The 26,855-nt window shown below is 65.5% G+C and carries 26 protein-coding genes; 10 read left to right on the forward strand and 16 right to left on the reverse strand.

What is annotated here, in order from left to right:
• The 13 genes from F0Q04_RS22230 to F0Q04_RS22290 all read right to left on the reverse strand — a co-directional run bounded on the left by F0Q04_RS22230 (position 1) and on the right by F0Q04_RS22290 (position 14,280).
• Positions 1–1,536, reverse strand: a complete 1,536-nt coding sequence (locus F0Q04_RS22230) for a UDP-N-acetylmuramoyl-L-alanyl-D-glutamate--2,6-diaminopimelate ligase (protein WP_182343570.1) — start codon at positions 1,534–1,536, stop codon at positions 1–3.
• Positions 1,533–3,266, reverse strand: a complete 1,734-nt coding sequence (locus tag F0Q04_RS22235; protein ID WP_409935107.1) for a peptidoglycan D,D-transpeptidase FtsI family protein — start codon at positions 3,264–3,266, stop codon at positions 1,533–1,535. The genes F0Q04_RS22230 and F0Q04_RS22235 overlap by 4 nt, the downstream gene beginning before the upstream one ends.
• 8 nt (positions 3,267–3,274) lie before the next feature.
• The gene (gene ftsL, locus F0Q04_RS22240) at positions 3,275–3,559 is read right to left on the reverse strand and encodes a cell division protein FtsL (protein ID WP_116926558.1); all 285 of its coding nucleotides are present in this window, start codon (positions 3,557–3,559) and stop codon (positions 3,275–3,277) included.
• Positions 3,560–3,602: 43 nt separating this feature from the next.
• Positions 3,603–4,532, reverse strand: a complete 930-nt coding sequence (gene rsmH / locus F0Q04_RS22245) for a 16S rRNA (cytosine(1402)-N(4))-methyltransferase RsmH (RefSeq protein WP_339519836.1) — start codon at positions 4,530–4,532, stop codon at positions 3,603–3,605.
• 7 nt (positions 4,533–4,539) lie between these two features.
• Positions 4,540–4,965 (reverse strand): division/cell wall cluster transcriptional repressor MraZ, encoded by a 426-nt coding sequence (gene mraZ / locus F0Q04_RS22250; protein ID WP_182343572.1) that lies wholly within the window; start codon positions 4,963–4,965, stop codon positions 4,540–4,542.
• A gap of 386 nt (positions 4,966–5,351) precedes the next feature.
• On the reverse strand, positions 5,352–6,668 hold the full coding sequence (gene hslU, locus F0Q04_RS22255; RefSeq protein WP_116926499.1) for an ATP-dependent protease ATPase subunit HslU: 1,317 nt from the start codon (positions 6,666–6,668) through the stop codon (positions 5,352–5,354).
• A 94-nt stretch (positions 6,669–6,762) separates the two neighbouring features.
• On the reverse strand, positions 6,763–7,308 hold the full coding sequence (gene hslV / locus F0Q04_RS22260) for an ATP-dependent protease subunit HslV (RefSeq protein ID WP_116926500.1): 546 nt from the start codon (positions 7,306–7,308) through the stop codon (positions 6,763–6,765).
• Positions 7,309–7,416: 108 nt separating this feature from the next.
• Entirely contained in the window at positions 7,417–9,084 is a 1,668-nt protein-coding gene (locus F0Q04_RS22265; RefSeq protein WP_182343574.1) for a hypothetical protein, read from the reverse strand.
• Between the two features lie 42 nt (positions 9,085–9,126).
• On the reverse strand, positions 9,127–9,609 hold the full coding sequence (gene dksA, locus F0Q04_RS22270) for an RNA polymerase-binding protein DksA (RefSeq protein WP_027010726.1): 483 nt from the start codon (positions 9,607–9,609) through the stop codon (positions 9,127–9,129).
• 446 nt (positions 9,610–10,055) lie between these two features.
• Positions 10,056–11,165 (reverse strand): CobW family GTP-binding protein, encoded by a 1,110-nt coding sequence (locus F0Q04_RS22275; RefSeq protein ID WP_116926502.1) that lies wholly within the window; start codon positions 11,163–11,165, stop codon positions 10,056–10,058.
• Between the two features lie 320 nt (positions 11,166–11,485).
• Positions 11,486–12,241: an RNA pseudouridine synthase gene (locus F0Q04_RS22280; protein WP_182343576.1), complete on the reverse strand. Its 756-nt coding sequence runs from the start codon at positions 12,239–12,241 to the stop codon at positions 11,486–11,488.
• A 159-nt stretch (positions 12,242–12,400) separates the two neighbouring features.
• A complete protein-coding gene (locus tag F0Q04_RS22285; RefSeq protein WP_116926504.1) occupies positions 12,401–13,570 on the reverse strand; it encodes a HAMP domain-containing sensor histidine kinase in 1,170 nt (389 codons plus the stop codon).
• The gene (locus F0Q04_RS22290) at positions 13,555–14,280 is read right to left on the reverse strand and encodes a response regulator (RefSeq protein ID WP_182343578.1); all 726 of its coding nucleotides are present in this window, start codon (positions 14,278–14,280) and stop codon (positions 13,555–13,557) included. Before F0Q04_RS22290 ends, F0Q04_RS22285 begins: the two co-directional genes overlap by 16 nt.
• 237 nt (positions 14,281–14,517) lie before the next feature.
• On the opposite strand from F0Q04_RS22290, the gene F0Q04_RS22295 reads away from it, so the two are divergent.
• The 9 genes from F0Q04_RS22295 to F0Q04_RS22335 are packed head-to-tail and all read left to right on the forward strand — an operon-like array spanning position 14,518 to position 22,482.
• On the forward strand, positions 14,518–15,942 hold the full coding sequence (locus tag F0Q04_RS22295; RefSeq protein WP_409935108.1) for a TolC family protein: 1,425 nt from the start codon (positions 14,518–14,520) through the stop codon (positions 15,940–15,942).
• Positions 15,939–17,084, forward strand: coding sequence for an ABC transporter permease (locus F0Q04_RS22300; protein ID WP_182343580.1), 1,146 nt, complete (start codon positions 15,939–15,941; stop codon positions 17,082–17,084). The genes F0Q04_RS22295 and F0Q04_RS22300 overlap by 4 nt, the downstream gene beginning before the upstream one ends.
• Before the next feature lie 11 nt (positions 17,085–17,095).
• Positions 17,096–17,830, forward strand: coding sequence for an ABC transporter ATP-binding protein (locus F0Q04_RS22305; protein ID WP_182343583.1), 735 nt, complete (start codon positions 17,096–17,098; stop codon positions 17,828–17,830).
• Positions 17,827–18,756 (forward strand): HlyD family secretion protein, encoded by a 930-nt coding sequence (locus F0Q04_RS22310; RefSeq protein ID WP_232539442.1) that lies wholly within the window; start codon positions 17,827–17,829, stop codon positions 18,754–18,756. Before F0Q04_RS22305 ends, F0Q04_RS22310 begins: the two co-directional genes overlap by 4 nt.
• Positions 18,749–19,459 carry an MtnX-like HAD-IB family phosphatase gene (locus F0Q04_RS22315; RefSeq protein ID WP_232539443.1) on the forward strand — a complete coding sequence of 237 codons (711 nt, stop codon included), beginning with the start codon at positions 18,749–18,751 and terminating at the stop codon, positions 19,457–19,459. Before F0Q04_RS22310 ends, F0Q04_RS22315 begins: the two co-directional genes overlap by 8 nt.
• On the forward strand, positions 19,456–20,391 hold the full coding sequence (locus F0Q04_RS22320) for an alpha/beta hydrolase (RefSeq protein ID WP_116926507.1): 936 nt from the start codon (positions 19,456–19,458) through the stop codon (positions 20,389–20,391). Before F0Q04_RS22315 ends, F0Q04_RS22320 begins: the two co-directional genes overlap by 4 nt.
• A complete protein-coding gene (locus tag F0Q04_RS22325) occupies positions 20,381–20,755 on the forward strand; it encodes an EamA family transporter (protein WP_182343585.1) in 375 nt (124 codons plus the stop codon). The genes F0Q04_RS22320 and F0Q04_RS22325 overlap by 11 nt, the downstream gene beginning before the upstream one ends.
• 4 nt (positions 20,756–20,759) lie before the next feature.
• Positions 20,760–21,209: a DMT family transporter gene (locus tag F0Q04_RS22330; RefSeq protein WP_182343587.1), complete on the forward strand. Its 450-nt coding sequence runs from the start codon at positions 20,760–20,762 to the stop codon at positions 21,207–21,209.
• 28 nt (positions 21,210–21,237) lie between these two features.
• Positions 21,238–22,482: a DegT/DnrJ/EryC1/StrS family aminotransferase gene (locus tag F0Q04_RS22335; protein WP_182343590.1), complete on the forward strand. Its 1,245-nt coding sequence runs from the start codon at positions 21,238–21,240 to the stop codon at positions 22,480–22,482.
• On the opposite strand, the gene F0Q04_RS22340 is transcribed toward F0Q04_RS22335, so the two are convergent.
• Genes F0Q04_RS22340 through F0Q04_RS22350 form a run of 3 tightly spaced genes read right to left on the reverse strand, consistent with a single transcriptional unit; the run spans position 22,406 to position 25,769 of the window.
• Positions 22,406–23,326: a hypothetical protein gene (locus F0Q04_RS22340; RefSeq protein WP_232539444.1), complete on the reverse strand. Its 921-nt coding sequence runs from the start codon at positions 23,324–23,326 to the stop codon at positions 22,406–22,408. The genes F0Q04_RS22335 and F0Q04_RS22340 overlap by 77 nt on opposite strands.
• On the reverse strand, positions 23,323–24,390 hold the full coding sequence (locus tag F0Q04_RS22345) for a GNAT family N-acetyltransferase (RefSeq protein ID WP_232539445.1): 1,068 nt from the start codon (positions 24,388–24,390) through the stop codon (positions 23,323–23,325). Before F0Q04_RS22345 ends, F0Q04_RS22340 begins: the two co-directional genes overlap by 4 nt.
• A complete protein-coding gene (locus F0Q04_RS22350; protein WP_182343593.1) occupies positions 24,387–25,769 on the reverse strand; it encodes an aspartate aminotransferase family protein in 1,383 nt (460 codons plus the stop codon). Before F0Q04_RS22350 ends, F0Q04_RS22345 begins: the two co-directional genes overlap by 4 nt.
• Positions 25,770–25,979: 210 nt before the next feature.
• Here F0Q04_RS22350 and pssA point away from each other — a divergent pair, with 210 nt between their 5' ends.
• Positions 25,980–26,603, forward strand: a complete 624-nt coding sequence (gene pssA, locus F0Q04_RS22355) for a CDP-diacylglycerol--serine O-phosphatidyltransferase (protein WP_182343595.1) — start codon at positions 25,980–25,982, stop codon at positions 26,601–26,603.
• Positions 26,604–26,855: the final 252 nt, after the last annotated feature.

A 26,855-nucleotide genomic window follows, 5' to 3' on the forward strand; every position in this document is an offset into this window, starting at 1 on the left:
TCATAGGGATTCTTTCCGCTTGGCCAGCGCAGCATGGGCCTGCGCGGCATCGAGAAAGGGCAGCTTCACGCCGGCCACTTCCTGGTAATCTTCATGGCCTTTGCCGGCCAGCAGCACCACATCCTGGCTGGCGGCACGCAGCAGCACCTCGTCGATGGCGGCTGCGCGGTCGGCCTGTACATACCAATGCGCGCTGGGCGTCATGCCGCGCAGAATGTCGTCGATGATGGCCTGGGGCTGCTCGCCGCGCGGGTTGTCGCTGGTCACCACCACCTCGTCGGCACCGGCCTGGGCAATGCGGCCCATCAGCGGGCGCTTGCCGGCATCGCGGTTGCCACCACAGCCAAACACGCACCACAGCTGGCCGCCGCGCTGCACAGCCAGCGGGCGCAGCGCCTGCAAGGCCTTGTCCAGCGCATCGGGGGTGTGGGCGTAATCAATGGCCACCAGGGGCGCACCGGCCTGGCTGACCTGTTCCATGCGGCCCGGCACTGCAGCCAGCCCCGCGCAGGCCTGTGCAGCCTGCTGCAAGCTCGCCCCCAGCACGCGCAGGCTGGCCATCACCTGCAAGAGGTTGAGCACGTTGTACTGGCCAATCACCTGGCTGTGCAGGGTCACGGCAGCGCCTTCGGCGCCGGCCTCTACGACCTCGAACACCAAACCGCGCTCGCCCGCGCGGATGGCCTGGGCAGACAGACGGGCCTGGCTGGGGTTATCCACGGAGACGGTCCACAGATCGAGTGCGCCGCCGGCCAAGGAGGCCGCCAGCGCCGCGCCCCGCGCGTCGTCCAGGTTGACCACGGCCGACTGCAGGCCGGACCAGTGGAACAGAGCCTCTTTAGCGGCCCAGTAGGCATCCATGCTGCCGTGGTAGTCCAGGTGGTCCTGGGTGAAATTCGTGAAGATGGCCAGCCGGATACGGGTGCCGGCCAGGCGGTGCTCGGCAATGCCGATGGACGAGGCCTCGATCGCGCATGCGCCGTAGCCGGCATCGGCAAAGCTGCGGAAGGCGCGCTGCAGCAGCACCGGATCGGGGGTGGTCATGCCGGTCACATCGAGCTGGTGCGGCGGAATGCCCACGCCCAAGGTGCCGACCATCGCGCAGCCCCGGTGCGGCAGCACACCGGATTCGCACAGATGGCTCACCGCCTGGGCCAGCCACCAGCTGATGCTGGTCTTGCCATTGGTGCCGGTGACGGCCAGCACATCGAGCTGCTCGCTGGGCTGGCCAAACCAGGCGCTGGCCATCGGGCCGGTGGCGGCCTTCAAATCGGCCATCGCAGCGACGGGCATGCCTTGCAGATCAAACTGCTCCAGGCCGGCCTGCTCCACCAGGCAGGCGGCCGCGCCGCGCTGCACGGCCTGCGCCACATAGGCCCGGCCGTCATTGACGCCACCGGGCCAGGCGATAAAGGCGTCGCCCGCGTGCACCTGGCGGCTGTCGGTGTGCAAGGTGCCGCCGCGCACGCGCTCGCGCAGCCATTCAACGGCGGCGGCGGTGCTTGTGACAGTGGTCACGGTGGTGGTGGCGCTCATAGCGGCTCCTCCACATCGTTGGCCACAATCTGCGGCTTGACCGACATATCGGGCTGCACGCCCATCAGGCGCAAGGTCTGCTGCACCACTTCGCTGAACACCGGGCCAGCGACGGTACCGCCGTAAAAGCTGCCCTGGCTGGGCTCGTCGACCATCACGGCCACGATGATGCGCGGGTTCTCGATCGGTGCAATGCCGGTGAACCAGGCGCGGTACTTGCCTGCGGCATAGCCCCGGCCCTGCTGCTTGCGGGCCGTACCCGACTTGCCGCCGATGGAGTAGCCCACGGTCTGCGCCTTCTGGCCGGTACCACCCGGGCCGGCGGCCATCCACAGCATGTGGCGCACCAGCTCGGCGGTCTTCTTCGAGAACACCGGCGTGCCCGCAGGGCGGCCACTGCGCTTGAGCATGGTCGCCGGGATCACATTGCCGTCGTTCGAGAACACGGTGTAGGAGCGCGCCATCTGGAACAGCGAAGCCGACAGGCCGTAGCCGTAAGAGATGGTGGCCTGCTCGACCGGCTTCCAGCTCTTCCAGGGACGCAGGCGGCCACTGGCCGCGCCCGGGAAGGCAATCTGGGGCTTTTGCCCATAGCCCAGCGCCGAGTGCACATTCCACATCTCTTGCGGCGACATCTTCTGCGCCACCTTGAGCGCGCCCACGTTGGAGGACTTCTGGATCACGCCATCCACCGTCAGCGCACCATAGTTGTGGGTGTCGCTGATCGTGAAGCCGCCAATCGCATAGCGCCCGGGGGTGGTGTCGATGATCGTGGTGTTCTTGACCCGGCCCAGCTCCAGCGCCGTGCCCACGGTGATGGGCTTCATCGTCGAGCCGGGCTCGAAGGTATCGGTAATCGCGCGGTTGCGCAGCTGCTCACCGGTCAGGCGCGAGCGGTTGTTCGGGTCGTAGCTGGGGTAGTTGGCCAGCGCCAGCACTTCGCCGGTGTGGGCATCCATCACCACGACACTGCCGGCCTTGGCCTTGAAGGCGGCCACCTGGTCGCGCAGCTTCTGGTAGGCGAAGAACTGCACCTTGCTGTCGATGGACAGCTGGATGTCCTGGCCCTCTTGCGGCGGCGTCTCCACGCCCACGCCTTCGACGATGCGGCCCAGGCGGTCCTTGATCACGCGGCGCGAGCCGGCCTTGCCGCCCAGCTCGGTGTTGAAGGCCAGCTCCATGCCTTCCTGGCCCTGGTCTTCCACATTGGTAAAGCCCACGACGTGGGCTGCAGATTCACCTTCGGGGTACTGGCGCTTGTATTCCTTGCGCAGGTAGATGCCCTTGACATCCAGCGCCTTGATCTTCTGCCCGATATCCCAATCGAGCTGCCGCTTGATCCAGACAAAGGACTTGTCCTCATCTGCCAGCTTGGCATCGAGTTGCGCCAGCGGCATGCCCATCAGCTTGGCGATCTCGCCAATCTTGGCCTTGATCGCCGGATCGGCCTGGTCCACATCTTCGGGAATCGCCCAGATGCTGGCAGCGGGCACGCTGGACGCCAGAATCAGGCCATTGCGGTCGAGGATGCGGCCCCGGTTGGCCGGCAGCTCGATCGTGCGGGCAAAGCGCACTTCACCCTGGCGCAGGAAGAAATCATTGCCAATGACCTGCACATAGGCGGCGCGGCCAATCAGGCCGGTAAAGGCCAGTGCCAGACCAATCATGATGAAGCGGCTGCGCCACATCGGCGTGCGCTCGGCCAGCAAGGGGCTAGTGGAGTAGCGCATGTCCTTGCTCATGGGGCCACCGATCCGTTGCCTGGCTCAGGCACATACACCGTGACGGCTGGCGTGGCTGTCTGCATGCCCCACTTTTCGCGGGCGAGCTGCTCCAGCCGCAGCGGCGTGGCCTGGGCGCGCTTTTCCACCTGCAGGCGCTGGTGGTCCGTCTCCAGCTGGCGCGACTCGGCCAGTGCGCGGTCGAGTTCGGTGAACAGCTTGCGCGATTCATACTGCGACTGCACCAGCGCCATCGCGCTGATGATCGTCACCATGAGCAGCAGAATGTTCAGGCGCAGCAGCACAGCCACCCCCTGTTGCATGGTCCGGGCAGGCCGCGGCGCATCATGCCGCCACCTCGGTGCGTTCGGCCACCCGCATCACCGCACTGCGGGCGCGTGGGTTGGCCGAGACTTCTGCCTCACTGGGTTTGATGCGCTCGAGCGCCTTGAGCAGCATCGGCTTGGGCGCGGCAAAGGGTGCGCGACGGTCGAACACCTCTTTGGAATGCTTGGCAATGAACTGCTTGACGATGCGGTCTTCCAGCGAGTGGAAGCTGATCACCACCAGACGGCCGCCGGGAGCGAGCACCCGCAGACTGGCCTCTAGCGCCTGTTCGAGCTCTTCAAGCTCGGCATTAATGAAAATCCGAAGAGCCTGGAATGTCCGCGTAGCTGGATTTTGCCCAGCCTCGCGGGTCTTGACTGCGCCAGCCACGAGCTCGGCCAGATCGGCAGTGGTGGCGACTGGCGAGCCAGCCTCCCGCCGCGCAACAATCGCCTTTGCAATGGGCCCAGCAAACCGTTCTTCACCGAAGTCACGAATCACCTCCGCTATTTGCTGTGTTTCCGCCTCTTGCAACCACTCGGCCACACTCTGGCCTCGGGTGGTGTCCATGCGCATGTCGAGCGGGCCATCGAAGCGGAAACTGAAGCCGCGCTCGGGACTGTCGATCTGCGGGGAGCTGACCCCCAGATCCAGCAGCACGCCGGCCACCGAAGCGGCAGGCAGCTGCGCCATGTGGCTGAAGCCCTCATGGCGAATGGCAAACCGGGCGTCGGCAATCTTGCCAGCCTCGGCAATCGCCTCCACGTCCTTGTCAAAAGCAATGAGCCGGCCCTGGGCCGGCAGCTTGGACAGCACCAGGCGGGAATGCCCGCCTCTGCCAAAAGTCCCATCGACAAAGACCGGGTCCATCTCGACCCTGGCCTCCAACAAGGCGTCCACGGCCTCGTTGAGCAAGACGGTGGTGTGCAGGTAGTTCTTGGTTTCCACATGCACCTCAGAATGCAAAGTTATCCAGGGCGTCGGGCGGCAGATTCTGCAGGGCTTCGGCCTCCTGCTTCTCGTACGTCGCCTTGTCCCACAATTCAAAATGGCTGCCCATCCCCATCAGGATCGCGTCCTTGGTGATGTTGGCCGCAACACGCAGCTCGGGGGACACCAGCACACGGCCGGTGCCATCCATCTCCACATCCATCGCGCTACCCAGAAAAATCCGCTTGAGCACCTGCTCGCCCATCTTGACCTGCGCCATGCGCGCGCTGAAAACCGCCCAGGCATCCTGCGGGAAGATCATCAGGCAACCATGGGGATGGCGGGTAATGGTGAGCGTGGGTCCGGGCTTCGTCAGCGCGTCGCGATGCCGGGTCGGTATCGATAACCGACCTTTCGCATCAAGACTGAGTGAGGAAGCTCCTTGAAACACGGTGTGGACTCTGGTTGGGGTTTCGGAGGGAGTAAGTGCACTTTTTCCCACAAAACTGCACTTTTCCCCACTGTATCAGGAATTCCAGATCGCGCCACACTTCAACACAATGATTTGCAATGAAAATACAAGTAAATCAATAACTTATAACGCACTTCAAGCAAAAACCGCTATGAAATTCTTCTTATTTGATAGGCACTTACAATCGCCTCTATATCCAGACTCTTAGCAAAATTGACGCCATCAGGGATTACCATCTGATCGTCTTTTGTTACAAAACTAGATGTTCTCCTACAAGCCCACATGCGGCGGCTGGCCGAAAAGCAAGTGCCCGCCAACATGGGCGGGCACGCGGTTCAGAATGCGCGCTGCCGCGCACCTTATGGCTAGAGGATATAACGCGATAAATCCTCGTTTTGGCTCAACGAGCCCAGGCGCTGGTCCACATAGGCGGCGTCAATCACCACCGTCTGTCCGCCCAGCTTGGTGGCCCCAAAGCTGATCTCTTCGAGCAGGCGCTCCATCACCGTCGCCAGGCGGCGCGCGCCGATGTTCTCGGTGCGCTCGTTGACGTCAAAAGCGATGCGCGCCAGGCGCGTGATGCCGTCGGCTTCAAACTGCAGCTTCACGCCCTCGGTGGCCAGCAGCGCTTCGTACTGCTTGATCAGCGACGCATGGGTCTGCGTCAGAATGGCCTCGAAATCCTGCACCGACAGCGAGCCGAGCTCGACGCGGATCGGAAAACGCCCTTGCAGCTCGGGGATCAGGTCGCTGGGCTTGGCCAGGTGAAAGGCGCCCGAGGCAATGAACAGGATATGGTCGGTCTTCACGATGCCGTACTTGGTCGAGACGGCCGTGCCTTCGACCAGGGGCAGCAGGTCGCGCTGCACGCCCTGGCGCGAGACATCGCTGCCGCTGGTTTCCTGGCGCGTGGCGACCTTGTCGATCTCGTCGATGAAGACGATGCCGTTTTGCTCGAGGTTCTCGATGGCCCGGGATTTGACATCTTCCTCGTTCACCAGCTTGGCCGCCTCCTCATCGGTGATCAGCTGTAGCGCTTCGCTGATCTTGAGCTTGCGCACCTTGCGCTTGTCCTGGCCCATCTGGCTGAACATGCCGCGCAGCTGCTCGGCCATCTCCTCCATACCCTGGGGGCCCATGATCTCGAGCTGGGGCTTGGCCTCGGCCACCTCAATGTCGATCTCCTTGTCATTGAGCTCACCCTGGCGCAGCTTCTTGCGAAACACCTGGCGCGTGCTGGTATCGGGCGCGGCTTCACCGGTCCGGGCGGGCGGCAGCAGCGCATCCAGAATGCGCTCTTCGGCGGCGTCCTCGGCACGCACGCGCAGCTTCTTCACGTCCGATGCGCGGGTCTGTTTGACGGCCACCTCGGCCAGATCGCGGATGATGGCATCCACATCCTTGCCCACATAGCCCACCTCGGTGAACTTGGTCGCCTCGACCTTGATGAAGGGCGCATCGGCCAGCTTGGCCAGGCGCCGGGCGATCTCGGTCTTGCCCACACCCGTGGGGCCAATCATCAGGATGTTCTTGGGCGTGATCTCCTGGCGCAGGCCGTCAGCGACCTGCTGGCGGCGCCAGCGGTTGCGCAGCGCGATAGCGACGGCGCGCTTGGCATTGGCCTGGCCAACAATATGGTTGTCGAGTTCGGAAACGATTTCCTGGGGTGTCATCGAGGACATAGTGCAAAATCCGGTTGGCACCCGCCGGGCAACGGGTACAGCAGTCGATCAATGGGAGATGGGGCGGCAGGTGGCGCGCCGGCCTGCCAGACGCTCACAAGGTCTCAATCGTGTGGTGCATATTGGTGTAGATGCACAGCTCGCCGGCGATGCCCAGCGATTTGCGCACCACCTCTTCAGCCGACAGATCGGTGTTGTTCAACAGCGCCTTGGCCGCCGAATGCGCATAGGCGCCGCCCGATCCAATGGCCACAATGCCCTGCTCGGGCTCCAGCACATCGCCATTGCCAGTGATGATCAGCGATGCCGAATGGTCAGCCACCGCCAGCATGGCTTCGAGGCGGCGCAACACGCGGTCGGTGCGCCAGTCCTTGGTCAGCTCGATCGCTGCGCGGGTCAGCTGGCCCTGGTGCTTGTCCAGTTTGGCCTCGAAGCGCTCAAACAAGGTGAAGGCATCGGCCGTCGCGCCGGCAAAGCCGGCCAGCACCTTGCCGCCATAGAGCTTGCGCACCTTGCGTGCGGTGCCCTTGACGACGATGTTGCCCAGGGTGACCTGGCCGTCGCCGCCAATAGCGACCTGGATGCCTTGCGGCGTTTCGCGCCGAACGCTGAGAATGGTTGTGCCGTGATACTGTTCCATAGTCTTGCCTATATGGAGCCTGGCCCGGGTTTTCCAAGGCGGAGGCGGCGCAGCAGGCAGAAAAAAACGCACCCGCAGGTGCGTTTGTTGCCCACTCGCGCTGCCCCATCAGTTTTCCCGCTGGTTGACGATGGAGTGCTCGTTGATGCCGATCAGGTTGAAGAACACGGCATTCAAGCGGTGCAGGTTGCCAAAACGCACCAGCACGTTTTTCTGTTGGCATTCGGCCACCCAGTTGAGCACCGAGCCGGCCGCGACAAAGTCGATGCGCATCAGGCGGTCGCAGCGTACCGTGAACGGCATGCCCGGCTCCACCATCGGCGTGAAGGTGTCGAGCTGCCGAGAGACATCCCCTTCGACAATCCCTTCGAGCACGGCCTGCGGGCTGTCGGCGACCACCGGCTTTCTCTCGGGCAGATCAAAGCCCAGCGACATATCCGGCGCAGCGGGAGCACCAGAGCGTGTGCTGTCGCTGCTGGTTTCGGCCCGGGGCGCGACCCAGGATGGCGGCGATACCTCGTAGGTGATGCAGTAATCGAGCGCGGCCGCTTCAAAATCCTGCTCCAGCTGCAGCAAACGCAAAAAGGCCATGCGCAGCGACCAGCGCTCCTGGGCCACCGCGTTGTCGCCCACCGGCGTTTGCGCCTCCAGCACCGAGAGCAGATGGTCTGCCCCGACAAAGACCAGGCGCGCATCGGGCTGGTCCGCCCATGCACGGAACTGGGCCAGCAGCGCGGCGACCACCTCATCACGCACCTCGGTCACGCGGGACCAGTTCAGCGTCCAAGGGGGCGCATAGCGCTTGAGATTGCCTTGCAGGCCGCTGAGTGCCGCGCTGCTGAGCACCGGAGGCGCCTGCCAGTTGAGCAGCCGCACCTCTTGCGCGGAGGTGTCGCCCGCCTGCAGCGCCTTGGCACCCAGCTCTTGCGGCATCGAGAACCACACGGGTGCTGAGCGCCCATATTTGCTGGCAAATTCAATCGCGTGGAAATCAAACCTGGTCTGGTCACCGGTAGCGCGGTACAGGTCAAACAAGGTCAGCCAGATCGTCAGCTGCCCCATCAGATCGCCACGGCGCTGCTGTACCAGGGCCAGCAGCGAGGCCTCGGCCCCGGCTGCATCGCCGTTGGCAAACAACACGGCTGCTTCTTCCAGATCGGTATCGTGGATGAACCGGCCCGACTCGACCTGGGCATCAAAGGCGGCCGCGGGCAAGGCCGCAGGGGCGGCTGGCGGCAGCGCCACCGGTGCAGCGGCGGGTACCACAGGCACGGCTTCGGCCAATAAGGGCGCCGCAGCAGATGCAGCGGGCACCGGCGCACTGACCGGCGTGGCCTCGGCAGGGGCAGGATCGGCCGCAGCCGCAGCGGCGTTGTCGCCGGACCACCACTGCTTGGACATCTGCCGCTCGATCTGGTTGATTTTCTCGATGGTGTGCGAGGGATGGGCATGCTTGCCCGCCGCAGCGGCTGCGGCGTCGGGCGCCACCCCGCCTTCGAGCATGGCCGCCGAGCTGGCGGCCCCATCGGCGCCAGCGCTGCTGGACTTGTTGGCTTCGCGCCGGATCTTGCGCAGCTGGTCGAACTCCAGCTTGCGCACAAAATCATTGCGGCGCTTGCGCTCCATGATCTCCTTGAGCGCCTGCTTGGAAAACTGCGCTTCAGGGTTCTCCGGCTCCGGCGTCTTGTCCAGCTCCGACCACTGCGTGGTGGGTTTGGTTACAAAGCGCACCACCTTGGACAACAAACCCTTGGTTGGCTTTTGAGCCTCACTCATGGTTACTCCCTCCCCTTGTGTGTCCGGTGCGCTGCCCCAGCCTCAATCACCAAACATTTTTTGTTTCAATTCACGGCGCTGCTGCGCTTCCAGCGACAAAGTGGCCGTAGGACGCGCCAGCAGACGGCCCACCCCGATGGGCTCGCCCGTCTCGTCGCAGTAGCCATAGTCGCCCGCATCGATGCGGCTGATCGACTGGTCGATCTTCTTCAAGAGCTTACGCTCACGGTCGCGCGTGCGCAAGACAAGCGCATGCTCTTCCTCAATGGTAGCGCGGTCTGCTGGATCGGGCACGACCACGGTGTCTTCACGCAGGTTTTCCGTCGTGGCATCGGCATTGAGGTGGATGCCGGTCTTCAGCTCCACCAGCTTCTTGCGAAAGAACGCCAGTTGGATGTCGTTCATGTATTCGCTCTCCGGCATCGACAGCACCTCATCGTCAGTGAGGGTGTCTACCGTCTTGGACTTCCAAGCATTGGCCAGCTTGGCGTCGCGTTTAGGGATGGTTTGCGTAGTGGTAGGCATAGTTCTCTCGACTGGCTAGCGCAGTTCTTACATGCGACGGATGTCCGTCTCGTTACAAAAGGTGCAAAGCCCGGCAGGCTCCGCCCCCTGATCAACTTGCCCGCGTCCCACAGGGACCCAGGCACATCTATGAAGTCGGGCCGGTGCCCGCAACTCCGTCATCTTGCAGGCCACCCCGGCCAGCACCTGGCAGGGTAAAGCTCGCTTGCACAAGCCTCCTTCTCCTTCAGCGCCGTGTCCAACAGGCCAAAGCCCCTCAAACACTGCGCTCTCTCATCGAAATCTTCAGGACGAACCACGGAAACCGTATCTCGCCGCATGCCTGCTTTGCTGCATTTCGGGCCGCGATTGTATATGGCATCGCTGCACAGCAACAAGTGGATGCAGCCCGGATGCAACGGGGGGTTTCCCCGGGGTCTCATCCCCGGGCCGCCCCTCGCGGGCGATCAGGCCTCCACCACGCACTGGTCCAGGCCCTGGCGCAGGATGTCCTGCGGCAGATCAATTCCGATGAAGACCATCTTGCTCTGGCGGCGCTCGTCGGCAGCCCACTCGGGGCCCAGATCGCTGCCCATCAGCTGGTGCACGCCCTGGAAAATCACCTTGCGGTCGGTGCCCTTCATCGCCAGGACCCCCTTGTAACGCAGCATGCGCGGGCCATAAATGTTCACAATGGCGCCCAGGAAGTCTTCCAGCTTGGCGGGATCAAAGGCCTTGTCCACACGGTAGACAAAGCTTTTCACATCATCGTCATGGTGGTGGTGGTGCGGGTGGTTGCAGTGCTCGCCATGCGCGTGGTCGTGCCCGCAGTTCTCGTCGTGCACATGGCCGTGGCTATCGCCGTGGTCATGGTCGTGGCCGCAATGCTCGTCATGCACATGGCCGTGGTCGTGGCCCTCTTCCTTGAGGAAGTCCGGGTCGATGTTGAGCGTGGCATTGAGGTTGAAGCCGCGCAGATCGAACACGTCCTTGAGCGGCACATCGCCAAAATGCACGGCACGGATCGGTGCGCGCGGGTTCATGTGCTTGAGGCGGTGGACCAGCGCGTCCTTGTCGGCCTCGGTCACCAGGTCGGTCTTGGACAGGAAGATCTGGTCGGCAAAGCCCACCTGGCGGCGCGCCTCCTGGCGGGTGTCGAGCTGCTGGCCGGCGTGCTTGGCATCCACCAGCGTGATGATGGAGTCGATCAGATAGGTTTCGGCGATTTCTTCGTCCATGAAGAAGGTTTGCGCCACCGGGCCGGGGTCGGCCAGGCCCGTGGTTTCGATCACGATGCGCTCGAAATCCACCAGCCCCTTGCGGCGCTTGGCTGCCAGCAGCTGCAGCGCTTCGCGCAAGTCCTCACGGATGGTGCAGCAGATGCAGCCATTGCTCATCTGCAGAATCTGTTCCTTCGATTCGGTCTTGAGGATGTCGGTATCGATGTTCTCTTCGCCGAACTCGTTCTCGATCACGGCGATCTTCATGCCGTGCGACTCATGCAGCACGCGCTTGAGCAGCGTGGTTTTGCCCGAGCCCAAGAAGCCCGTGAGGATGGTGACTGGAATGAGTGACATAGGACCCCTGATAGTTACACAAAAGGCAGCGATTACAAGCCGCGCCCCGCGCCAGGCTTGCCCGCCCACGGCCCAGCGCACAAGCTCAGGCCTTTGTATCAAACACCGTTATATGGGGCCATGGCAGGCAATATCAAGACAGCCACAGGTAATTTCTGTGGCGATGCCGACAGCGGGCTATTGTGGCATGTTTTGCAAGCCGATCACATTCAGGCATGCGCCGGTTCAATCCCAAGCCGCAAAACAGAAATCTGCTATCAAATCTATAACAGATCGCTGCCAGGCTGCTGCCTGTGGCCACCGTCCCGCCCCCGAGCGCGTCAGAACCGCTCGTAGCCTTGCAGGTAGCGCCACTGCCCCTGGGGCAGCTTGCTCAGCGAAATCCGGCCGATGCGCAAACGCTTCATGGACAGCAGCTCCAGGCCCAGCGCTGAACAAATGGTCGGCAGCCATTCGGGCGCGACCCGCTTGAGCGCGAACCGCAGATGGGTTTCGTTCTGCCAGCTGGCCTTGAGGGGCGGCAGGCGCTCGACATCCACATACAGCCCCTGGGCCAGCAAGGCCAGGCCATCGTCGATGATTTGCCCCTGCACCTCGACCAGGCATTCCTGCTCGAGCAAATCCGCTTCTTCGCTCAGATGGCGGATGATGCGCGGGTCCTGGCTGTAGACCACCAGGCCGCTGGCAGCGCGCGGGATGGGCAGCAAAAACTGCTGGTGGCGAAAATGGCGCGCCACGGGCCGGGCAGGCTGGGGGGTATCGACATCGGCCAGGTTATCGGGCGTCAGCAGGTCCAGCGCACTGAGGCCCTGGCGCCCGGGCTCGAGCGCGCGCAGGCTGTAGCCCGCAGGCTTGTGCAGCAGCAAGGTGACCGGCTGGATCGGGCGCAGATCGGCGCCGCGCTGCAGCAGCACGGTCTGGCTGGGCAGCACACGGGCGCCCGGAGTGTCCTGGATCTGGCCATCCACCGTCACAAAGCCAGCATCGATATAGTGCTCGGCTTCGGCGCGCGAGCAACCGATGTCGCTGGCCAGGCGTTTGGACAGGCGGATGGCTTGGGGGTCTTGGGCTTGCATGGGGCAGCAACTGTGCGGCGTGGCGCGGCAACGCGCGATCCGCTCCTTAAAAAATAGCAAAAGCTCTGCAATCACAGAGCGCAAACGCCATTTTAATCGCCGCCCATCGCCAGCGCCCGATCGGCGCTTTGCGGCCTTGCCTTTGACCCGGTGGGGACTTCAGGCCGGCGCAAAACGCAGGCGAAACCGCGCGCCGCCCCGCGACGAGCTCTCGGCCAGCGCCACCCCGCCTTGCAGCTCGGTCAGCGCCTGCACGATGGACAGCCCCAGGCCCGAGCCCTCCCGCTTGCGCCGGCCCGGGGCCATCGCAAAGCGCCGGAAGGGATGCGTGCGCAGCTCCTGCGGCAGCCCCGGCCCGGCATCGCTGACCAGCAGCTCGATCCAGATATGCCCCTGTGCATCGCGCAGGTTGCGCACCTCCACCTCCAACCAGTGCCCGCTGGCCGCGTGGCGCACGGCATTGCCCACCAGGTTGGCAATGATCTGGCGCATGCGCAACGGGTCGGCACGGATGGTGCTGACCGCATCGTCCTCGGGCAGCACTTGCGACAGCACCATCTGAGCGTGCTGCAGTTGGGGCTGCAATTCCTGAAGACTTTCGCGCACCAGTGCCCCCAGGCTCAGGCGCTCCTTGCGCAGCGACATCTCACCGGCCTCGGCCATCGCCAGCGTATGCAGGTCGTCAATCAAGCGGCCCAGGTGCTCGGTCTGCGCCAGCAGCAGCCGAAACTCCTGATCGCTGGGCGCAATGACGCCATCGCACATGGCATGCAAATGGGTCTTGAGCACCGACAGCGGCGTGCGCAGCTCATGCGAGATGGAGGCGGCCGACGCCTGGCGCTCGGCATTGAGCTTTTGCAGCGCGTCGATCATCGCGTTGAAGGTGTGCACCACTTCCTTCAACTCACCGTGCGCGCCCTCTTCCACCACGCGTGTCGAGCTGAAGTCACCGTGCGCCACGCGCTGCGCCACCTCCACCATCGACGCCAGCGGCCGGGTGATATAGCGCGAGACGAAAAAACCCATGGCCAGGCCAAACGGCAGGCAGACCAGCAGACCGATGAACAGCGACACCTGCTCGCCAAAGAACACCTCGCCACGCCAGTATTCGCCATAGATCTGCATGGCACGCGGGCTGTTGTCCAGGTCGCGCTCGATCAGGTCGTCCAGCTCCACCCGCACCGCGCTGGGCAGGCTTTGGTAGAACTGGTTGTACTGCACCGCATTGAAGGCCCAGGCACAGGCGCTGAGCAGCGCAATGGTGCTGAGCAGCGTGCCGGCAATCCAGAAGCCAAAGCGGACCCAGATGCGGTTCAGTCCCCGGGCCATAGGCGGTACCCAATGCTGCGCACGGTCTCGATCAGCTCCTCCTGGCCGGCCAGCTGCAATTTGCGGCGCAGCTTGGACAGGTGCGAGTCGATCACCCGCTCCAGTGCGTCGCTCTCGGGCAGGCACTGCTCGATCAGCTGCGCGCGTGAAAAACAGCGCCGCGGCTGGGAGGCCAGCAGGGCCAGCAGCCGGAACTCGGTCAGGGTCAGCGGCAACGGTGTTGCCTGGCCCTGCGCGTCGTAGACCCGGGCACTGTGCTCGGCGGGGTTGATCTCCAGCGCGCCCACCCGAATGGGCGCCATCGGTGCAGCGGGGGCCTTGGGCTGGCTGCGGCGCAACACGGCGCGCACGCGCGCCACCACTTCGGCGGGGTTGAAGGGCTTGACCACATAGTCATCGGCCCCCAGGCGCAACGCCACGAGCTTGTCCACGTCATCGGCCAGCGCCGTCACCATGATCACCGGGGTCTGGCCCTGGTCGCGGATGAAGCGCAGCACATCGACCCCGTCGATGCCGGGCAGGTGGATGTCGAGCAGCACCAGGTCGGGCTGGTTTTGGCGAAAAAGCTGCAAGGCCTGCTCACCATCGCGTGCAAACAGCGTACGCAGACCGTCGCGCTCCAGGTAGGCGACCAAAATCGTGGCAATGCCTGGCTCATCCTCCACGACGAGCACCAGCGGAGCGGCCACAGGTGGCGTAGGTAGTTTCATGGCAGACACCATCGCAAGTAGGTTCCAGCGGCGCCTCACAGGGCGCCCAAAAGCGGTTGAAGCAAGCCATTATGACCGTGCCGCTCGCCCGCTGCACGCCTTGGCGGCCTCCATGTTTTCTCCATCATTTGTGCAAGCTTACGCAAGCTTGGCAGGGTTGAATGGCCCGCATATTTGTCCTGCCTCTGCGGTCAGGCCGCCCCGGTCTGCACCGGCCAAGAACCGACTCCATTGCACGTGAAACCCTTGTTCTGCAAAACACTGCTGGCGCTGGCACCTGCCGCTTTGCTGGCCGGTTGCATGACGCCTGCGCAACCCCCGCTCAACCCCGACACCCCGGCACAGTGGCGCCAGGCGGGCGGCAGCGCACCCCATGCGCATGCCGTCAAGGCCGCCGACCTGAGCGCCTGGTGGACGCTCCTGGGCGACCCGGCACTGGACAAGCTGGTGGAGCAAGCACTGGCCCAGAACCTCGATTTTGCCCAGGCGCAAGGCCGGCTTGAGGCCCAGCGAATTTTGCTGGGCACGGCCACCGCCGCCTACAAGCCAGCGTTCAGCGCCGGCGTGCGCACCTTGCAGGATGTGGCCGCCCTCGACTCCTACTTCCACGCCAGCCTGGACATGGGCTGGAACCTCGGCTTGTTTGGGGCCTATGAATCCAGTGCGCTCGATGGCCAGGCGCAACTGCTCGATGCCCAGGCACAGCTGCAGGCCGCCAGGGTCCAGCTGGTCTCCCATGTGGTGCAGCGCTATCTGGACATCTGCGTGGCGCAGCAGCAACGCTTTGTGCTGGACCAGCAGCTGCAGCTCGATGCGCGCCGGCTGCAGCTGCAGCAGGTGCGTGTGCAGCAGCGCATGGGCAGCGCCGAGCAGGTGCAGCAAGCCCATCTGGAGCTCAACCGCAGCCGCGCGCAGGAGGCCGATCTGCTGCAGCACCAGGCACGCGCAGCGCATGCGCTGGCTGCACTGCTGGGCCGCAGCGAGCCCGAAGCCGCCTGGCTGGCCACTTCCAGCACCCCCCACATCCCCAGCGCCACTGCGCTGCGCCTGCAAGTACTGCCCGCCGAGCTGCTGCGCAGCCGCCCGGCCATCCTGGCGGCCGAAGCCGCGGTGCAGCGCGCCGCCGCCGCAGCGGGCCTGTCGAACTCGGCGCTCTACCCCCGCTTTGCGCTGGGGGGCTCATTGCTGTACTCCTACAACCTGACGCAGAACCGCCGCTCCAGCTCCAACCAGGTGCCCTCGCTGGGCCCGGTGATCGACATTCCGCTGTTCGACTGGGGTCGACGGCGCGCGCAGGCCGATGCCGACGAGCTGGAGATGAACAACGCCGTCAAGGCCTACCGGCAAAGCGTGCTCGACGGCGTTGCCGATGTGGAAACCGCGCTGGCCGGCCTCACTGCCCAGCAGCAACGCCAGCAATCGCTCGATACCCAAACACCGCTGCTGCGCAGCCGCGCCCAACAGCTGCAGCGCCGCCAGCAGCTGGGCCTGGCCAGCGAGCTCGATACGCTGGAGCCCCGCCGCCAGCTGCTGCTGCACGCAAGCCAGCAGAGCGTGGCGCAAGCTGCTCAGGCGCTGGCCTGGGTGGCGCTGTTCCAGGCGCTGGGCGGCGCCCCACTGCCGCCGCAAACCCCACCCGGCACCGCAGGGGCCACGCCATGATTGCGCTGGCCCGCAAAACCCTGGTCTACGAATGGCGCCGCTTTGTCCCCTCGGTCTTCGCGGTGGGCTTTGCCGGTGTGCTGCTGGTGATGCAGGCCGCCCTGGTGCTGGGCATTTTCAGCTCGGCTGCCATCTACATCACCGCCAGCTCGGCCGACCTCTGGGTGGGCTACCCCGGCACGCAGAGCGTGAACTTTGGCCGCAACATCGGCCCCGATGTGGAAATGCGCCTGCGCATGGACCCGGACATCCGAGCCGTCGAGCCCTTTGTCTGGGTCGATGGCGACTGGCGTTCCAACCAAGAGGCAGGCCAGGGCGCCGGCGCGGTGTCGGTCTACCTCTCGGGCATTTCCACCGCCGGCACGGCCATGGTGTTCGATCGGGTCATTGCGCCCTGGCAGCGCAAGCTACTGCGCGAGCCCGGCGCCGTCATCGTCGACCGCGCCGATCTGGGCAGCCTGGCCACCCAGGAAGGCGGTACCGCCTGGATCAACAACCACCGTGTGCGCGTGGTCGCCGCCGTCGATGGCTTGCGCGGCCTGGGCGGTGTCAACGTGCTGGCATCGCTGGAGAGCGCGCACCAGATCGCTGGCAGCTCGCCCAGCCAGGGCAGCACCTACCTGCTGGCCCGGGTGCGCAAAGGTGTGGACAACCAGGCTGTGCAGCGGCGCCTGGGCAGCGAAGCGCGCAGCTTTGGCCCGCACGAGGTCTGGACTGCCGACAGCTTTGCGCACCGCTCCCAGCGCTACTGGATGCTCGATACCGGCGCGGGTGCTGGCGTGCTGTTCATGGCCATCGTCGTCTGCCTGGTCGGCGCGGTCGTCACCAGCCAGTCGCTCAAGAGCGTGGTCGCGGGCTCGGTGCGCGAATACGCGGTACTCAATGCGCTGGGCGTCAGCCGCGCGGCGCTGGGCCGGGTGGTGGTGGAGCAGGCCTGCTGGATCGGCGCTGCCGGCCTGCTGCTCACCACCATCGCCAGCGTGGCCCTTGTCTCGCTCGCCCAGGTCTACCGGGTGCCCGTTGCGCTCAACCTGCAAGCCGTGCTGGCCTGCGCTGCCCTGGTGGCCACGTTGGCGCTGCTGTCCGGCCTGGGCGCGATGCGCGTGCTGCTGCGCACCGACCCGGCCACCTTGCTGCGCTGAAGGACATCGCCATGCCCTCCCCTATCCCCTCCCCTCCAACACCCAGCCTGCAGGCCGTCGGATTGCGCAAGACCTATGTCTCGGGCGCGATCCGCATCCAGGTCCTGCAGGATCTGTCGGTAGATTTGTACGCCGGCGAGCTGACCCTGATATCCGGCCCCTCGGGCTGCGGCAAAAGCACCTTGCTGTCGCTGATGTCGGGCCTGCTCACCCCCGATGACGGCCAGACCTTTGCGCTGGGCCAGAACCTGACGACCATGCCCGTGCGCGAGATGGAGCGCTTTCGGCTGCTGCACACCGGCTTTGTGTTCCAGGGCTTCAACCTGTTCCCGGCGCTGACGGCGCTCGAGCAGGTGCAGCTGCCGCTGGGCTACCTGGGCATGCGGCGCGCCGAGACCTTGAAGCGGGCCCAGGATGCGCTCGATGAAGTCGGCCTGTCCCACCGCGCCCACATGCGGCCAGCCGAGCTTTCGGGTGGCGAAAAGCAGCGTGTGGCCATTGCCCGGGCGCTGGCCAAGGCGCCCCAGCTCTTGTTCGCCGATGAGCCCACCAGTGCGCTGGATGCCGAGAGCGGACAACGGGTGATCGACATCCTTCACCGCGTCGCGCGCAGCCATGGCACCACGGTGCTGTGCGTCAGCCACGACCCGCGCCTGGTCGGGCACGCCGACCGCGTACTGAATATGGAAGACGGTGCCGTCTACAGCGACCGGCGCCAAAACACCCTGATGGAGAACCCCGCGTGACCAAGATTCCCGCAACCCCCTGGCCCTTGCCGCAGGCCTGGCAGGTGCTGGGCCTGCTCTGCCTGGCTGCAGGCGGGCTCGCCGGCTGCTCACCGGCATCGGACAGCCCCCCCGCGCCCAGCACCAGCCAGCAGCACCAAAGCCCAGTCGCCGTAGCCCGGGGCAAGATTGAGGTCGACGGTGGCCTGCTGGAGCTGGCCACCGCCATCGATGGCACCGTCCAGCAGATCGCCGTGCGCGAGGGCCAGCAGGTGCAGGCCGGCCAGCTGCTGCTCAAGGTCCAAGACGAAGACCTGCGCGCCGAGCTGGCCGTCGCCCAGTCCTCGTACCGCCTGGCCCAGGCCAAGCACAAGGCCCTGGCCGCCAAGCTGCCGCTGCTGCAGACCCAGCTCCAGCGCCTGCAGGCCGCCGCCCGCGATGGCGCAGCCGATCTGCAGGACGTGGACAACGCCCAGGCCGCGCTGCGCAATGCGCAGTCCGAGACCGAGGTGGCACAGGCCGAGGTGCAGCTGATGCAGACCAAGACCCAGCAGCTGCGCGAGCGCCAGCGCCTCTATGCGCTGCATGCGCCGGAAGCGGCCACCGTGGTGCATCTGCGCGCCCAGGTCGGCAGCCAGGTACATACCAGCCAGGCGGCAATGCGCCTGCTGCCGCTGCGCCCGCTGCGCATCCGCGCCGAGCTCAACGAGAGCTTTGCCGGCACGGTGCAAAAGGGCATGCGCGCCAGCGTGGTGCTGGACAACGACAGCGCCACCGCGCTGCCCGAGGCCCGGGTGCTGCGCATCAACCCCATGTACGGGCCGTCGACCTTGCAGGACGACGCCCAGCGCGGCCCGCTGCGCGTGGTCGAGTGCGTGCTCGAGTTCGAGACCGCCCCCATCCATGTGCGTGTAGGCCAGAACGTGAGAGTGAGCTTCCATGAATAAATACATGCTTGCGCAGGCGCCCGCTTGCCACAACACCACGGGCTGGATGGTCCAGTCCGACTTTGACGGCACGATCAGCCTGGTCGATGTCACTGACAGCCTGCTGCAGCGCTTTGGCCGGCCCGGCTGGACTGACCTGGAAGACGCCTGGGAGCGCGGCGAGATCGGCTCGCGCGCCTGCATGCAAGGCCAGGTCGCGCTGCTGGACATGAGCCAGCAGCAGCTGGACGCGCACCTGGACAGCATTGCGATCGACCCCGGCTTCCCCGGCTTTGTACAGGCAGCGCAGGCGCTGGGCCTGCGCATGCAAGTGGTCAGCGACGGCATCGACTACGCCATCGAACATGTGCTGGCACGCCACGGCCTGGGCCATCTGGAGGTGATCGCCAACCGCCTGCTGCAGCAGGACACCCGCCGCTGGTCGCTGGAATCCCCCTGGGCCAGCCCGCACTGCAAGCGTGCCAGTGGCAACTGCAAATGCGAGCGCCTGGCCACGCAGAAAGCGCTGGCCGGCCGGGTGCTGTATGTGGGCGACAGCAGCTCGGACTTCTGCGTCTCGCACGAGGCCGACTATGTGCTGGCCAAGTACCGGCTGATCGGTCACTGCGAGCGCCATGGCATCGCCCATGCACCGTTCCAGGGTTTCAGCGATGCCACGCCCTGGCTCCTGCAGTTCATGCAGCAGCAGGAGGCCCTCGCATGAAGGCCAATGACGCACTCGCCCGCCATCTGGCCAGCCAACCCCAGGAAAGAGCGGCAGAAGCGGCCTTGCAGACGCTGTGCCTGACGCCCCATGAATTCGTCATGCCCGGCTCCGGCGCTGCCGCGCGCACCGGCGTGCTGTTGGTGCACGGCCTGACCGGCACCCCCGCCGAGATGCGCCTGCTGGCCAAGGGCCTTCACCGCGAAGGCTTTACCGTCTATGCGGTGCAACTGGCCGGCCACTGCGGCAGCATGCAGGACCTGGTGCAGACGCGCTGGACCGACTGGCTCGCCAGCGTGCAGTCGGCGCTGCTGCGCTTTGGGCCCCATGTCGACCGGGTCGTCGTCGGCGGCCTGTCGATGGGCGCCTTGCTGTCGCTGGCGGTAGCCACCTCCCACCCGCGCCAGGTGGCGGGGGTGGCTGCGCTGTCCACCACGTTCCGCTATGACGGCTGGAGCATTCCCAGCTACACCAAGCTGGCCTTTTTGCTGCCGCTGTTCCGCCTGCTGGGCATTGGCCGCCACCGCGTGTTCATGGAAGCACCGCCCTACGGCATCAAGGACGAGGCCTTGCGCGCCAGGGTTGTCGCGCAAATGCACGGTGGCGACAGCGCTGCCGCGGGCCTGCCCGGCAATCCCTGGTGGTCCATCATCGAGCTGCGCAGGCTCTCGGCCCATGTCCGCAGCCACCTGCGGGATTTGCGCGCGCCATGCCTGGCCATCCACGCCAAGGAAGACGACATCTCCCACCGCTCCAATGCCGAGGACATCGCCGCTGGCGCCGTCCATGCGCAGGTCGAGGTCGTGCTGCTCGACAACTGCTACCACATGATCACCATCGACCGCGAGCGCCGCACGGTGATCGCCAAGGTGCATGACTTTGTAGCCCGCCTTGGTGGCATACCAACACAGGCCGCCACCCATGGGCACTGAGATCACCCCCCTGGTCATCAGCCTGTGGCTGGTCAATGTGCTGGTCGACAGCGGCGGGCAGCTGGCTTTCAAGGCCGCCGCCAGCCAGACCCCGGGCACGGCCACCGGCATGGCGCACTGGCGTTTCATGCTCGTGCGCCCCTGGATCTGGATCGGCGGCGCCTGCTATGTGATCGAGTTTGTCGCCTGGCTGGCCTTTTTGTCGCTGGTGCCCCTGTCCGATGGCGTGCTGCTGGGCAGCATCAACATCGTGGCCATCATGGTGGCCGGGCGCATTCTGTTCAAGGAAAAGCTCGCACCGATGCGGGTCGCGGGCATTGTGCTCGTCTCCATTGGCGTGGCTGTCGTGGGCCTCAAGGGGTGATGGCATGAAACGCTTTTACCTGGTCGGCTTTCTGGTGCTGATGGCCTTTGACACGCTGGCCCAGCTGAGCTTCAAGAAGGCAGGCGATGCCGCGCTGCCGCTGGAGTTCAGCCCCTCCTGGCTCTGGCGCGTGTTTGCCCAGCCCTGGATCTATGGCGCGCTGGTCGGCTATATCGGCGCCTTCTTCACCTGGATGCATCTGCTGCGGCGCGCGCCGGTCGGCCCGGCTTTTGCCGCCTCGCACCTGGAGATCATCTCGGTGCTGCTGCTGTCGCACTATCTGTTCCAGGAGACCATCGGCCTGCCCCAGATTCTGGGCTGCGCGTTCATCATCGCCGGCATTGCCTGCCTGGCGGTGAGCGAAGCCCAGTACCATGGCGCCGCCGAGCCGGCAGAGAAGTTGGCACAGGGCCCGGCGGACAGCGCGGCAGGCGCCCGCGCGGCCGCCCGCTGATGGCAGGCAACCGCCAGGGCCCCCAGCGATGACTGCGCGCCGCATCACGGTACCGCCCACCGCCGGCCTGCCACTGCAGCTGGGCGATCTGCGCCCCTGGGGGGACCCGCGGCTAGACCGGGCGCTGGCCACCTGGCTGGGCGTGGACGAGGTGCTGCTGGAGTGCTCGGGCACCTCCGCGCTGATGCTGGCATTGCGAACCCTGCAGCAGCGGGCCCCCGAGCGCTGCGAAGTCGTGGTGCCCGCCTACACCTGCCCGCTGGTGGCCATGGCTGTGGCGCAGTGCGGCCTGCAGCTGCGGCTGTGTGATCTGTCGCCCGACCGCCTGGACCTGGATGGCAACGCGCTCGACGCGCTGCTCAGCCACCGCACCCTGGCCGTGGTACCCACCCACCTGGGCGGCCGGGTGGCCGATGTCGCGAGCCTGCTGCCCCGCGCCCAGGCCTGCGGCGCCTATGTGATCGAAGACGCCGCCCAGGCCCTGGGCGCCCGCGTGCACGGCCGCAGCGTGGGCTTGCAGGGCGATATCGCGCTGTTCAGCCTGGCGGTGGGCAAAGGCCTGAGCACCTATGAAGGCGGCGTGCTGCTGGCACGCGAGCCGGCGCTGATGGCAGCGCTGCGCGCGCAGCACCAGCAATCCATACGGCCCCACCTCGCCTGGGAACTGCGCCGCAGCCTGGCGCTGCTCGGATACGCCGCAGCCTATCGGCCGGCGCTGCTGGACGCCGTCTACGGCGCCCCCTTGCGGCGCAGCCTGGCGCGGGGCGACTGGGTGGAGGCGGCCGGCGATGGTTTTGACAGCCAGATCCCGCAGCACAGCCTGGGCGCCGGGCGCCAGCGCGTAGCCCTGCGCGCACTGGTGCGGCTGCGTGGGCACTGGGAGCAGGCGCAGCAACAGGCGCAGCGGCGCGGAGCCCAGCTGCGCGCCCTGCCGGGTGTGGAGGTGGTGGACGATGCCGCGCCCCAGGCGCAGGGCATCTGGCCGGTGATTCTGCTGCGCCTGCCCAGCGCCGCCCAGCGCGATGCGCTGATGCAGGCGCATTGGGCGAGCAGCTGGGGCCTGTCGCTGCCCTTCAGCCAGGTGCTGCCCGACTACGCGCGCTACGCGCCCCTGCTGGGCGAGGCCCTGCACGACCCGGTGCCGCAGGCCCGCGACTGGGCGCAGCGCCTGCTGGCCATCAGCAACAGCGCCTGGCTCAGCGATGCGCTGTTTGCCCAGCTGCTGGCGGCGCTGACGCGGACGCTGACAAGGCCGCCAGCAGCCGCTGGTTGAGCGCATGCTGCCCTGCCTGGGCCTGCGCCAGCGCCTGTGCATCCATGGCCGTGTCCTGCCCATCACCGGCACTCAGCCAGCGCTTCCACCAGGTGGCATAGCGCCACGAAGACACATCGCCGGTGATATCGCTGCCCACGAGCTGGCCCTCCAGCGCTGCAATGATGCCCAGCGCCTGCGCCTCGCGCATCTGGCCCTGGTCCCAGTTGGTGGTGACCACGTCGGTGGCAAACACATCCTTGTCGATGCTCAGGTAGGTGCTTTGGCGCTCGCGCGCCAGGGTTGCCGCCAAGGCATCGGTCAACGCATCGAGGCTGGGGAAGGCGCGAAAGGCAGCGGACAGGCCCAGGCGCCGCGCCCAGCCGGTATCCACGCCGCAGCTCCAGTAGCTGAGCTTGCCGCCACGCAGCGGGCCCAGGTAGTTCTCCCAGGCGTGGCCGGCGCCAATGTCAGCGGAGGTGATGCCCGCCACATGCACATGCGCTACCGCCGGGTGCATGGCAATGCGCCGCACCCAGGAGCCGCAGTGCACACCCCAGGGAAAGCGCATGTTGTCGGGGTGGTTGTCCAGCACCACCACGCGCAGCGGGCGCGCCGCTGTGTAGCCCTGGCGCGCGATGCAGTGCTCGATCAGCAGCCAGGACAGGTGGTGGAAATCGCCACTGCCCATCCAGGTCGTGCCATGCTGCGCGGGCAGCTGCGCCTGCACATGGCGGCGGAACTGCTGGTAGCGGCCCAGCGATGACCCAAAACGGATCGCCTCCTGCCAGTCGCCCAGCGGCAGCCGCAGCTCGCCGGCCAAGGGGCCGACAGAGCCATCGACATTGAGCACCAAGGGGGTCATCGCTGCTCCTGCCATGCGCGGTCACTTTCAAAATGCCGGGAAAACCGCCGCCCCAAGGCCCGAAGCAGCGGGTTGCGGATGTAGACCGCATGCTGGGTAAACGTGAAGCTGGCGCCCAATTGCGCCTTGACCTCGGGATCGGTCCAGCCGGCCACATAGTGTGACAGGCCGCATTCGAGCGCATATTCCAGGTTCACCATCCAGCTGACGAAGTACAGGTTGGTCTGGCGCGCACGCGGGTAGGACAGGCCGATGTATTTGTCGACCAGGCGCCCATCATGGGCAAAGCACAGGTTCCAGCCCAGCAGGGCACCATCCTGCGCATCGCGGTACTCGAACACCAGGCCCTGGTTGCTGGCGTCGCGCAGCACCGCGGCAAAAAAGCTGCGTGTGAGCTTGTCGAAATGCAGCGTGCTTTGTGCATACACGGCCTCGAATAGCGCGTAGTAGGCATCGACCAGCTGCTCGTCGTCAAAGGCCGGGCCGGTGGGAATGCGGCGGATCTGCAGCTGGCTGCGGCTCTTGAGCTTGCGGCGCAGGTCGGAGCGCCGGTTCTTCGACAGCCGCGCCAGGTAGGCATCGATGCGCTCGAAATCGATAGGGACATAGGCCAGCGCCTGGCCTTCGACCAGGATGAAGCCCTGGTGCTGGAGCGCCTGGGCCAGCCGGCGGGCATCGGCATTGTCGGCCGGAGGCAGCAGCGGCGAGTCCTGCGGCAGGTCCTTGACGACGGTCAGCATGCAGCGCCCCGCGTGGCGGCGCAGCTCACCAGCGAGCTTGTCCATCGCCACCTCCGGGGGCAGCACCAGGTACTCGCTCAGTGTCGAGCCGACAAAATCGGTGCGCAGCCGCAAGCGCTGCGCCAGCCAGGCACCGCCGGGCAGCCGTAGCACCCAGCGCTTGACGGCCGCGTCGGCCGTGGTCAGCAGATCGAAGGGCGCGCGAAAGGCCGGAAACGGCCGGTCCGAGCGCACCACAAAGCCCTCGGGCGGATGCGCGGCAAACTGCCCGATCAGTGCCGAGGGCTCCAACTGGTTGCGCGCAGGGCGCAGTGGCTCGCTCAAGCGCAGGACCGCTTGGCCAGGCTGATCAGCTGGTCGAGCATCACCAGCGCTTCATCGATCTCGCTGCGGCTGATCATCAGCGATGGCGCGAAGGTGATCACGTTCTTGTAGTAGCCGCCCACGTCCAGCACCAGGCCGCGTCGTTGGCCCTGGTATTCGAGCTTGCCTTCGAGGCCCAGGTCCACCATCTTGTCGAGCAGCGCCTTGTTGGGGGTAAAGCCGTCTGCCGTGCAGATCTCGGCGCGCAGCGCCAGGCCCATGCCGTCGACATCGCCGATTTCCGGGTGGCGCTTTTGAAGCTGGCGCAGACCATCGAGGAAATAGGCCCCCGACTCGCGCACCTGGCGGCCAAAGTCCATCTCGTGCGTCATCTTCATCACTTCCAGGCCCAGCGCCGTGCCCAGCGGATTGGAGGCAAAGGTCGAATGGGTCGAGCCTGGCGGGAACACCGTGGGGTTGATCAGCTCTTCACGGGCCCACAGGCCCGACAGCGCGTTCAAGCCATTGGTCAGCGCCTTGGCAAACACCAGCACATCGGGCTTGACGCCAAAGTTCTCCACCGACCACAGCGTGCCGGTGCGCCAGAAGCCCATCTGGATTTCGTCGACTACCATCAGCACGCCATGGTCGTCGAGCACCTTCTTGAGGCCCTTGAAGAAATTGGGCGGTGGCACGACGTAGCCGCCGGTGCCCTGGATCGGCTCCACATAGAAGGCCGCGTACTCGCACTGCTGGGTCTTGGGGTCCCAGACGGCGTGGTATTCGTTCTCGAACTTGCGCGCAAACTCCTGCACGATGGACTCCGCATATTCTTCGGAGGTCATGCCCTTGGGGCGGCGGAAGGGGTAGGGGAAGGGAATGAACTGCGCGCGGTCGCTGAAGTGGCCAAAGCGGCGGCGGTAGCGGTAGCTGGAGGTGATGCTCGACGCCCCCAGGGTGCGGCCATGGTAGCCACCTTCAAACGCGAACATCAGGCTTTTGCCATGGGTGGCATTGCGCACGACCTTGAGCGAATCCTCAATCGCCTGGGCACCGCCCACATTGAAGTGCACGCGGCCTGGCATGCCCCATTTTTTCTCGGCATCTTGCGCAATGAACTTGGCCAGCTCGATCTTGGTCGGGTGCAGGTACTGGCTGGCCACCTGGGGCAGCTCGCGCAACTGCTCGATCATCTTGTCTTCCAGGCGCTTGTTCTTGTAGCCGAAGTTGACGGCCGAGTACCACATCTGCAAATCCAGGTAAGGCGTGCCGGCCTGGTCAAACATGTAGCTGCCCTCGCAGCCGCTGAAGATCTTGGGGGGGTTGACGTAGTGAACGGTGTCGCCAAAAGAGCAGTATTGCGCTTCGTCAGCCAGCAGTTGTTCGGTATTGAAAGTCACGGCACAGGGCTCCAGTTTTGAGTGCCGCCAGTCTGGCCCTGCAATGTTGTGGCTCCGCCTACATTGTTTGTAGGATTGATGGAGATCTTGCCCGCTTGATGGAGCACGGCCTGCGCCCGGTTTGGCGCTGGCCGATACTGGGTGTACCATGGTCGCAACCAGGGCGCCCCCAGAGGCGGCCCGTGCATTTGAGCCGCAGACATCCTATCCATGAATAGTCCACACAAACGTTTTTCGATGATTCGCGAGTTCCACCTCGCTGACTGGTTCACCTTGGGCAATGCCGTCTGCGGCGTGGGCGCGCTGTTCTCGGCGATGACCTTTCTGGAGACCTCGGACCGCCGGCACATCTACTTTGCCGCCGCCCTGGTGCTGGCCGCGCTGGTCTTCGACATCTTTGATGGCCGCATTGCGCGCTGGCGGCAAAAGTCATCGGCGATGGGGCGCGAGCTCGATTCGCTCGCCGATGTGATCTCGTTCGGTGTGGCGCCAGCCATCATTGCCTATGCCTGCGGCATGCAAGGCCTGTGGGACCGCATTGTGCTGGGCTACTTTGTGGCCTGCGGCGTCTCGCGCCTGGCGCGCTACAACGTGACCGCAGAATCACTGTCAGAGGGGCCATCGGGCAAGGTGAAGTATTTCGAAGGCACCCCCATCCCCACCTCGATCGTGCTGGTGGCCCTGCTCGCGCTGGCCGCCGTGATGAACGCGGTGCGCGCCGATCTGTGGTTTGGCAAAGTGCTGATCGGCGGCTTTACCCTGCACCCGCTGGTGCTGCTGTTTGCAGTCTCGGGCTCGCTGATGATCAGCCGTATCAAGATCCCCAAGCTGTAAGAACCTGTTCAAAGTCCCTACGCAGCCGCGTTGGAGTGCAATCGGGATGAGTTCGAAGGGGTGGAACGCAGCTTGCACCGGGGTGCAAGCAAGAGCCAGCGCGCAGAAATCGCCCGATTTCACTCCAACCCGTAGGGACAGTGGCTTTGTGGGCGCCCGGCAAGGGGTGCCCGACTAGGGCCGCCCGGGCAGGGGCGGTCTGCATTGTTGCAAATCCTCGCAATAGCTGGGCTATTGCTGCGGTGTTGCGCG

Origin of the sequence: Comamonas koreensis (genome assembly GCF_014076495.1) — a bacterium.
In the GTDB taxonomy this organism is placed as follows: Bacteria; Pseudomonadota; Gammaproteobacteria; order Burkholderiales; family Burkholderiaceae_C; genus Comamonas; species Comamonas squillarum.

Coding starts and splice junctions, on each gene's coding strand:
- F0Q04_RS22340 (WP_232539444.1), bottom strand. CDS start 23,326: ATGACCCCCTTGGTGCTCAATGTCGATGGCTCTGTCGGCCCCTTGGCC.
- F0Q04_RS22230 (WP_182343570.1), bottom strand. CDS start 1,536: ATGAGCGCCACCACCACCGTGACCACTGTCACAAGCACCGCCGCCGCC.
- dksA (WP_027010726.1), bottom strand. CDS start 9,609: ATGCCTACCACTACGCAAACCATCCCTAAACGCGACGCCAAGCTGGCC.
- hslU (WP_116926499.1), bottom strand. CDS start 6,668: ATGTCCTCGATGACACCCCAGGAAATCGTTTCCGAACTCGACAACCAT.
- F0Q04_RS22330 (WP_182343587.1), top strand. CDS start 20,760: ATGAAACGCTTTTACCTGGTCGGCTTTCTGGTGCTGATGGCCTTTGAC.
- F0Q04_RS22280 (WP_182343576.1), bottom strand. CDS start 12,241: ATGCAAGCCCAAGACCCCCAAGCCATCCGCCTGTCCAAACGCCTGGCC.
- F0Q04_RS22275 (WP_116926502.1), bottom strand. CDS start 11,165: ATGTCACTCATTCCAGTCACCATCCTCACGGGCTTCTTGGGCTCGGGC.
- F0Q04_RS22305 (WP_182343583.1), top strand. CDS start 17,096: ATGCCCTCCCCTATCCCCTCCCCTCCAACACCCAGCCTGCAGGCCGTC.
- F0Q04_RS22320 (WP_116926507.1), top strand. CDS start 19,456: ATGAAGGCCAATGACGCACTCGCCCGCCATCTGGCCAGCCAACCCCAG.
- F0Q04_RS22300 (WP_182343580.1), top strand. CDS start 15,939: ATGATTGCGCTGGCCCGCAAAACCCTGGTCTACGAATGGCGCCGCTTT.
- F0Q04_RS22235 (WP_409935107.1), bottom strand. CDS start 3,266: ATGCGCTACTCCACTAGCCCCTTGCTGGCCGAGCGCACGCCGATGTGG.
- F0Q04_RS22290 (WP_182343578.1), bottom strand. CDS start 14,280: ATGAAACTACCTACGCCACCTGTGGCCGCTCCGCTGGTGCTCGTCGTG.
- F0Q04_RS22285 (WP_116926504.1), bottom strand. CDS start 13,570: ATGGCCCGGGGACTGAACCGCATCTGGGTCCGCTTTGGCTTCTGGATT.
- F0Q04_RS22335 (WP_182343590.1), top strand. CDS start 21,238: ATGACTGCGCGCCGCATCACGGTACCGCCCACCGCCGGCCTGCCACTG.
- hslV (WP_116926500.1), bottom strand. CDS start 7,308: ATGGAACAGTATCACGGCACAACCATTCTCAGCGTTCGGCGCGAAACG.
- F0Q04_RS22325 (WP_182343585.1), top strand. CDS start 20,381: ATGGGCACTGAGATCACCCCCCTGGTCATCAGCCTGTGGCTGGTCAAT.
- F0Q04_RS22265 (WP_182343574.1), bottom strand. CDS start 9,084: ATGAGTGAGGCTCAAAAGCCAACCAAGGGTTTGTTGTCCAAGGTGGTG.
- F0Q04_RS22315 (WP_232539443.1), top strand. CDS start 18,749: ATGAATAAATACATGCTTGCGCAGGCGCCCGCTTGCCACAACACCACG.
- pssA (WP_182343595.1), top strand. CDS start 25,980: ATGAATAGTCCACACAAACGTTTTTCGATGATTCGCGAGTTCCACCTC.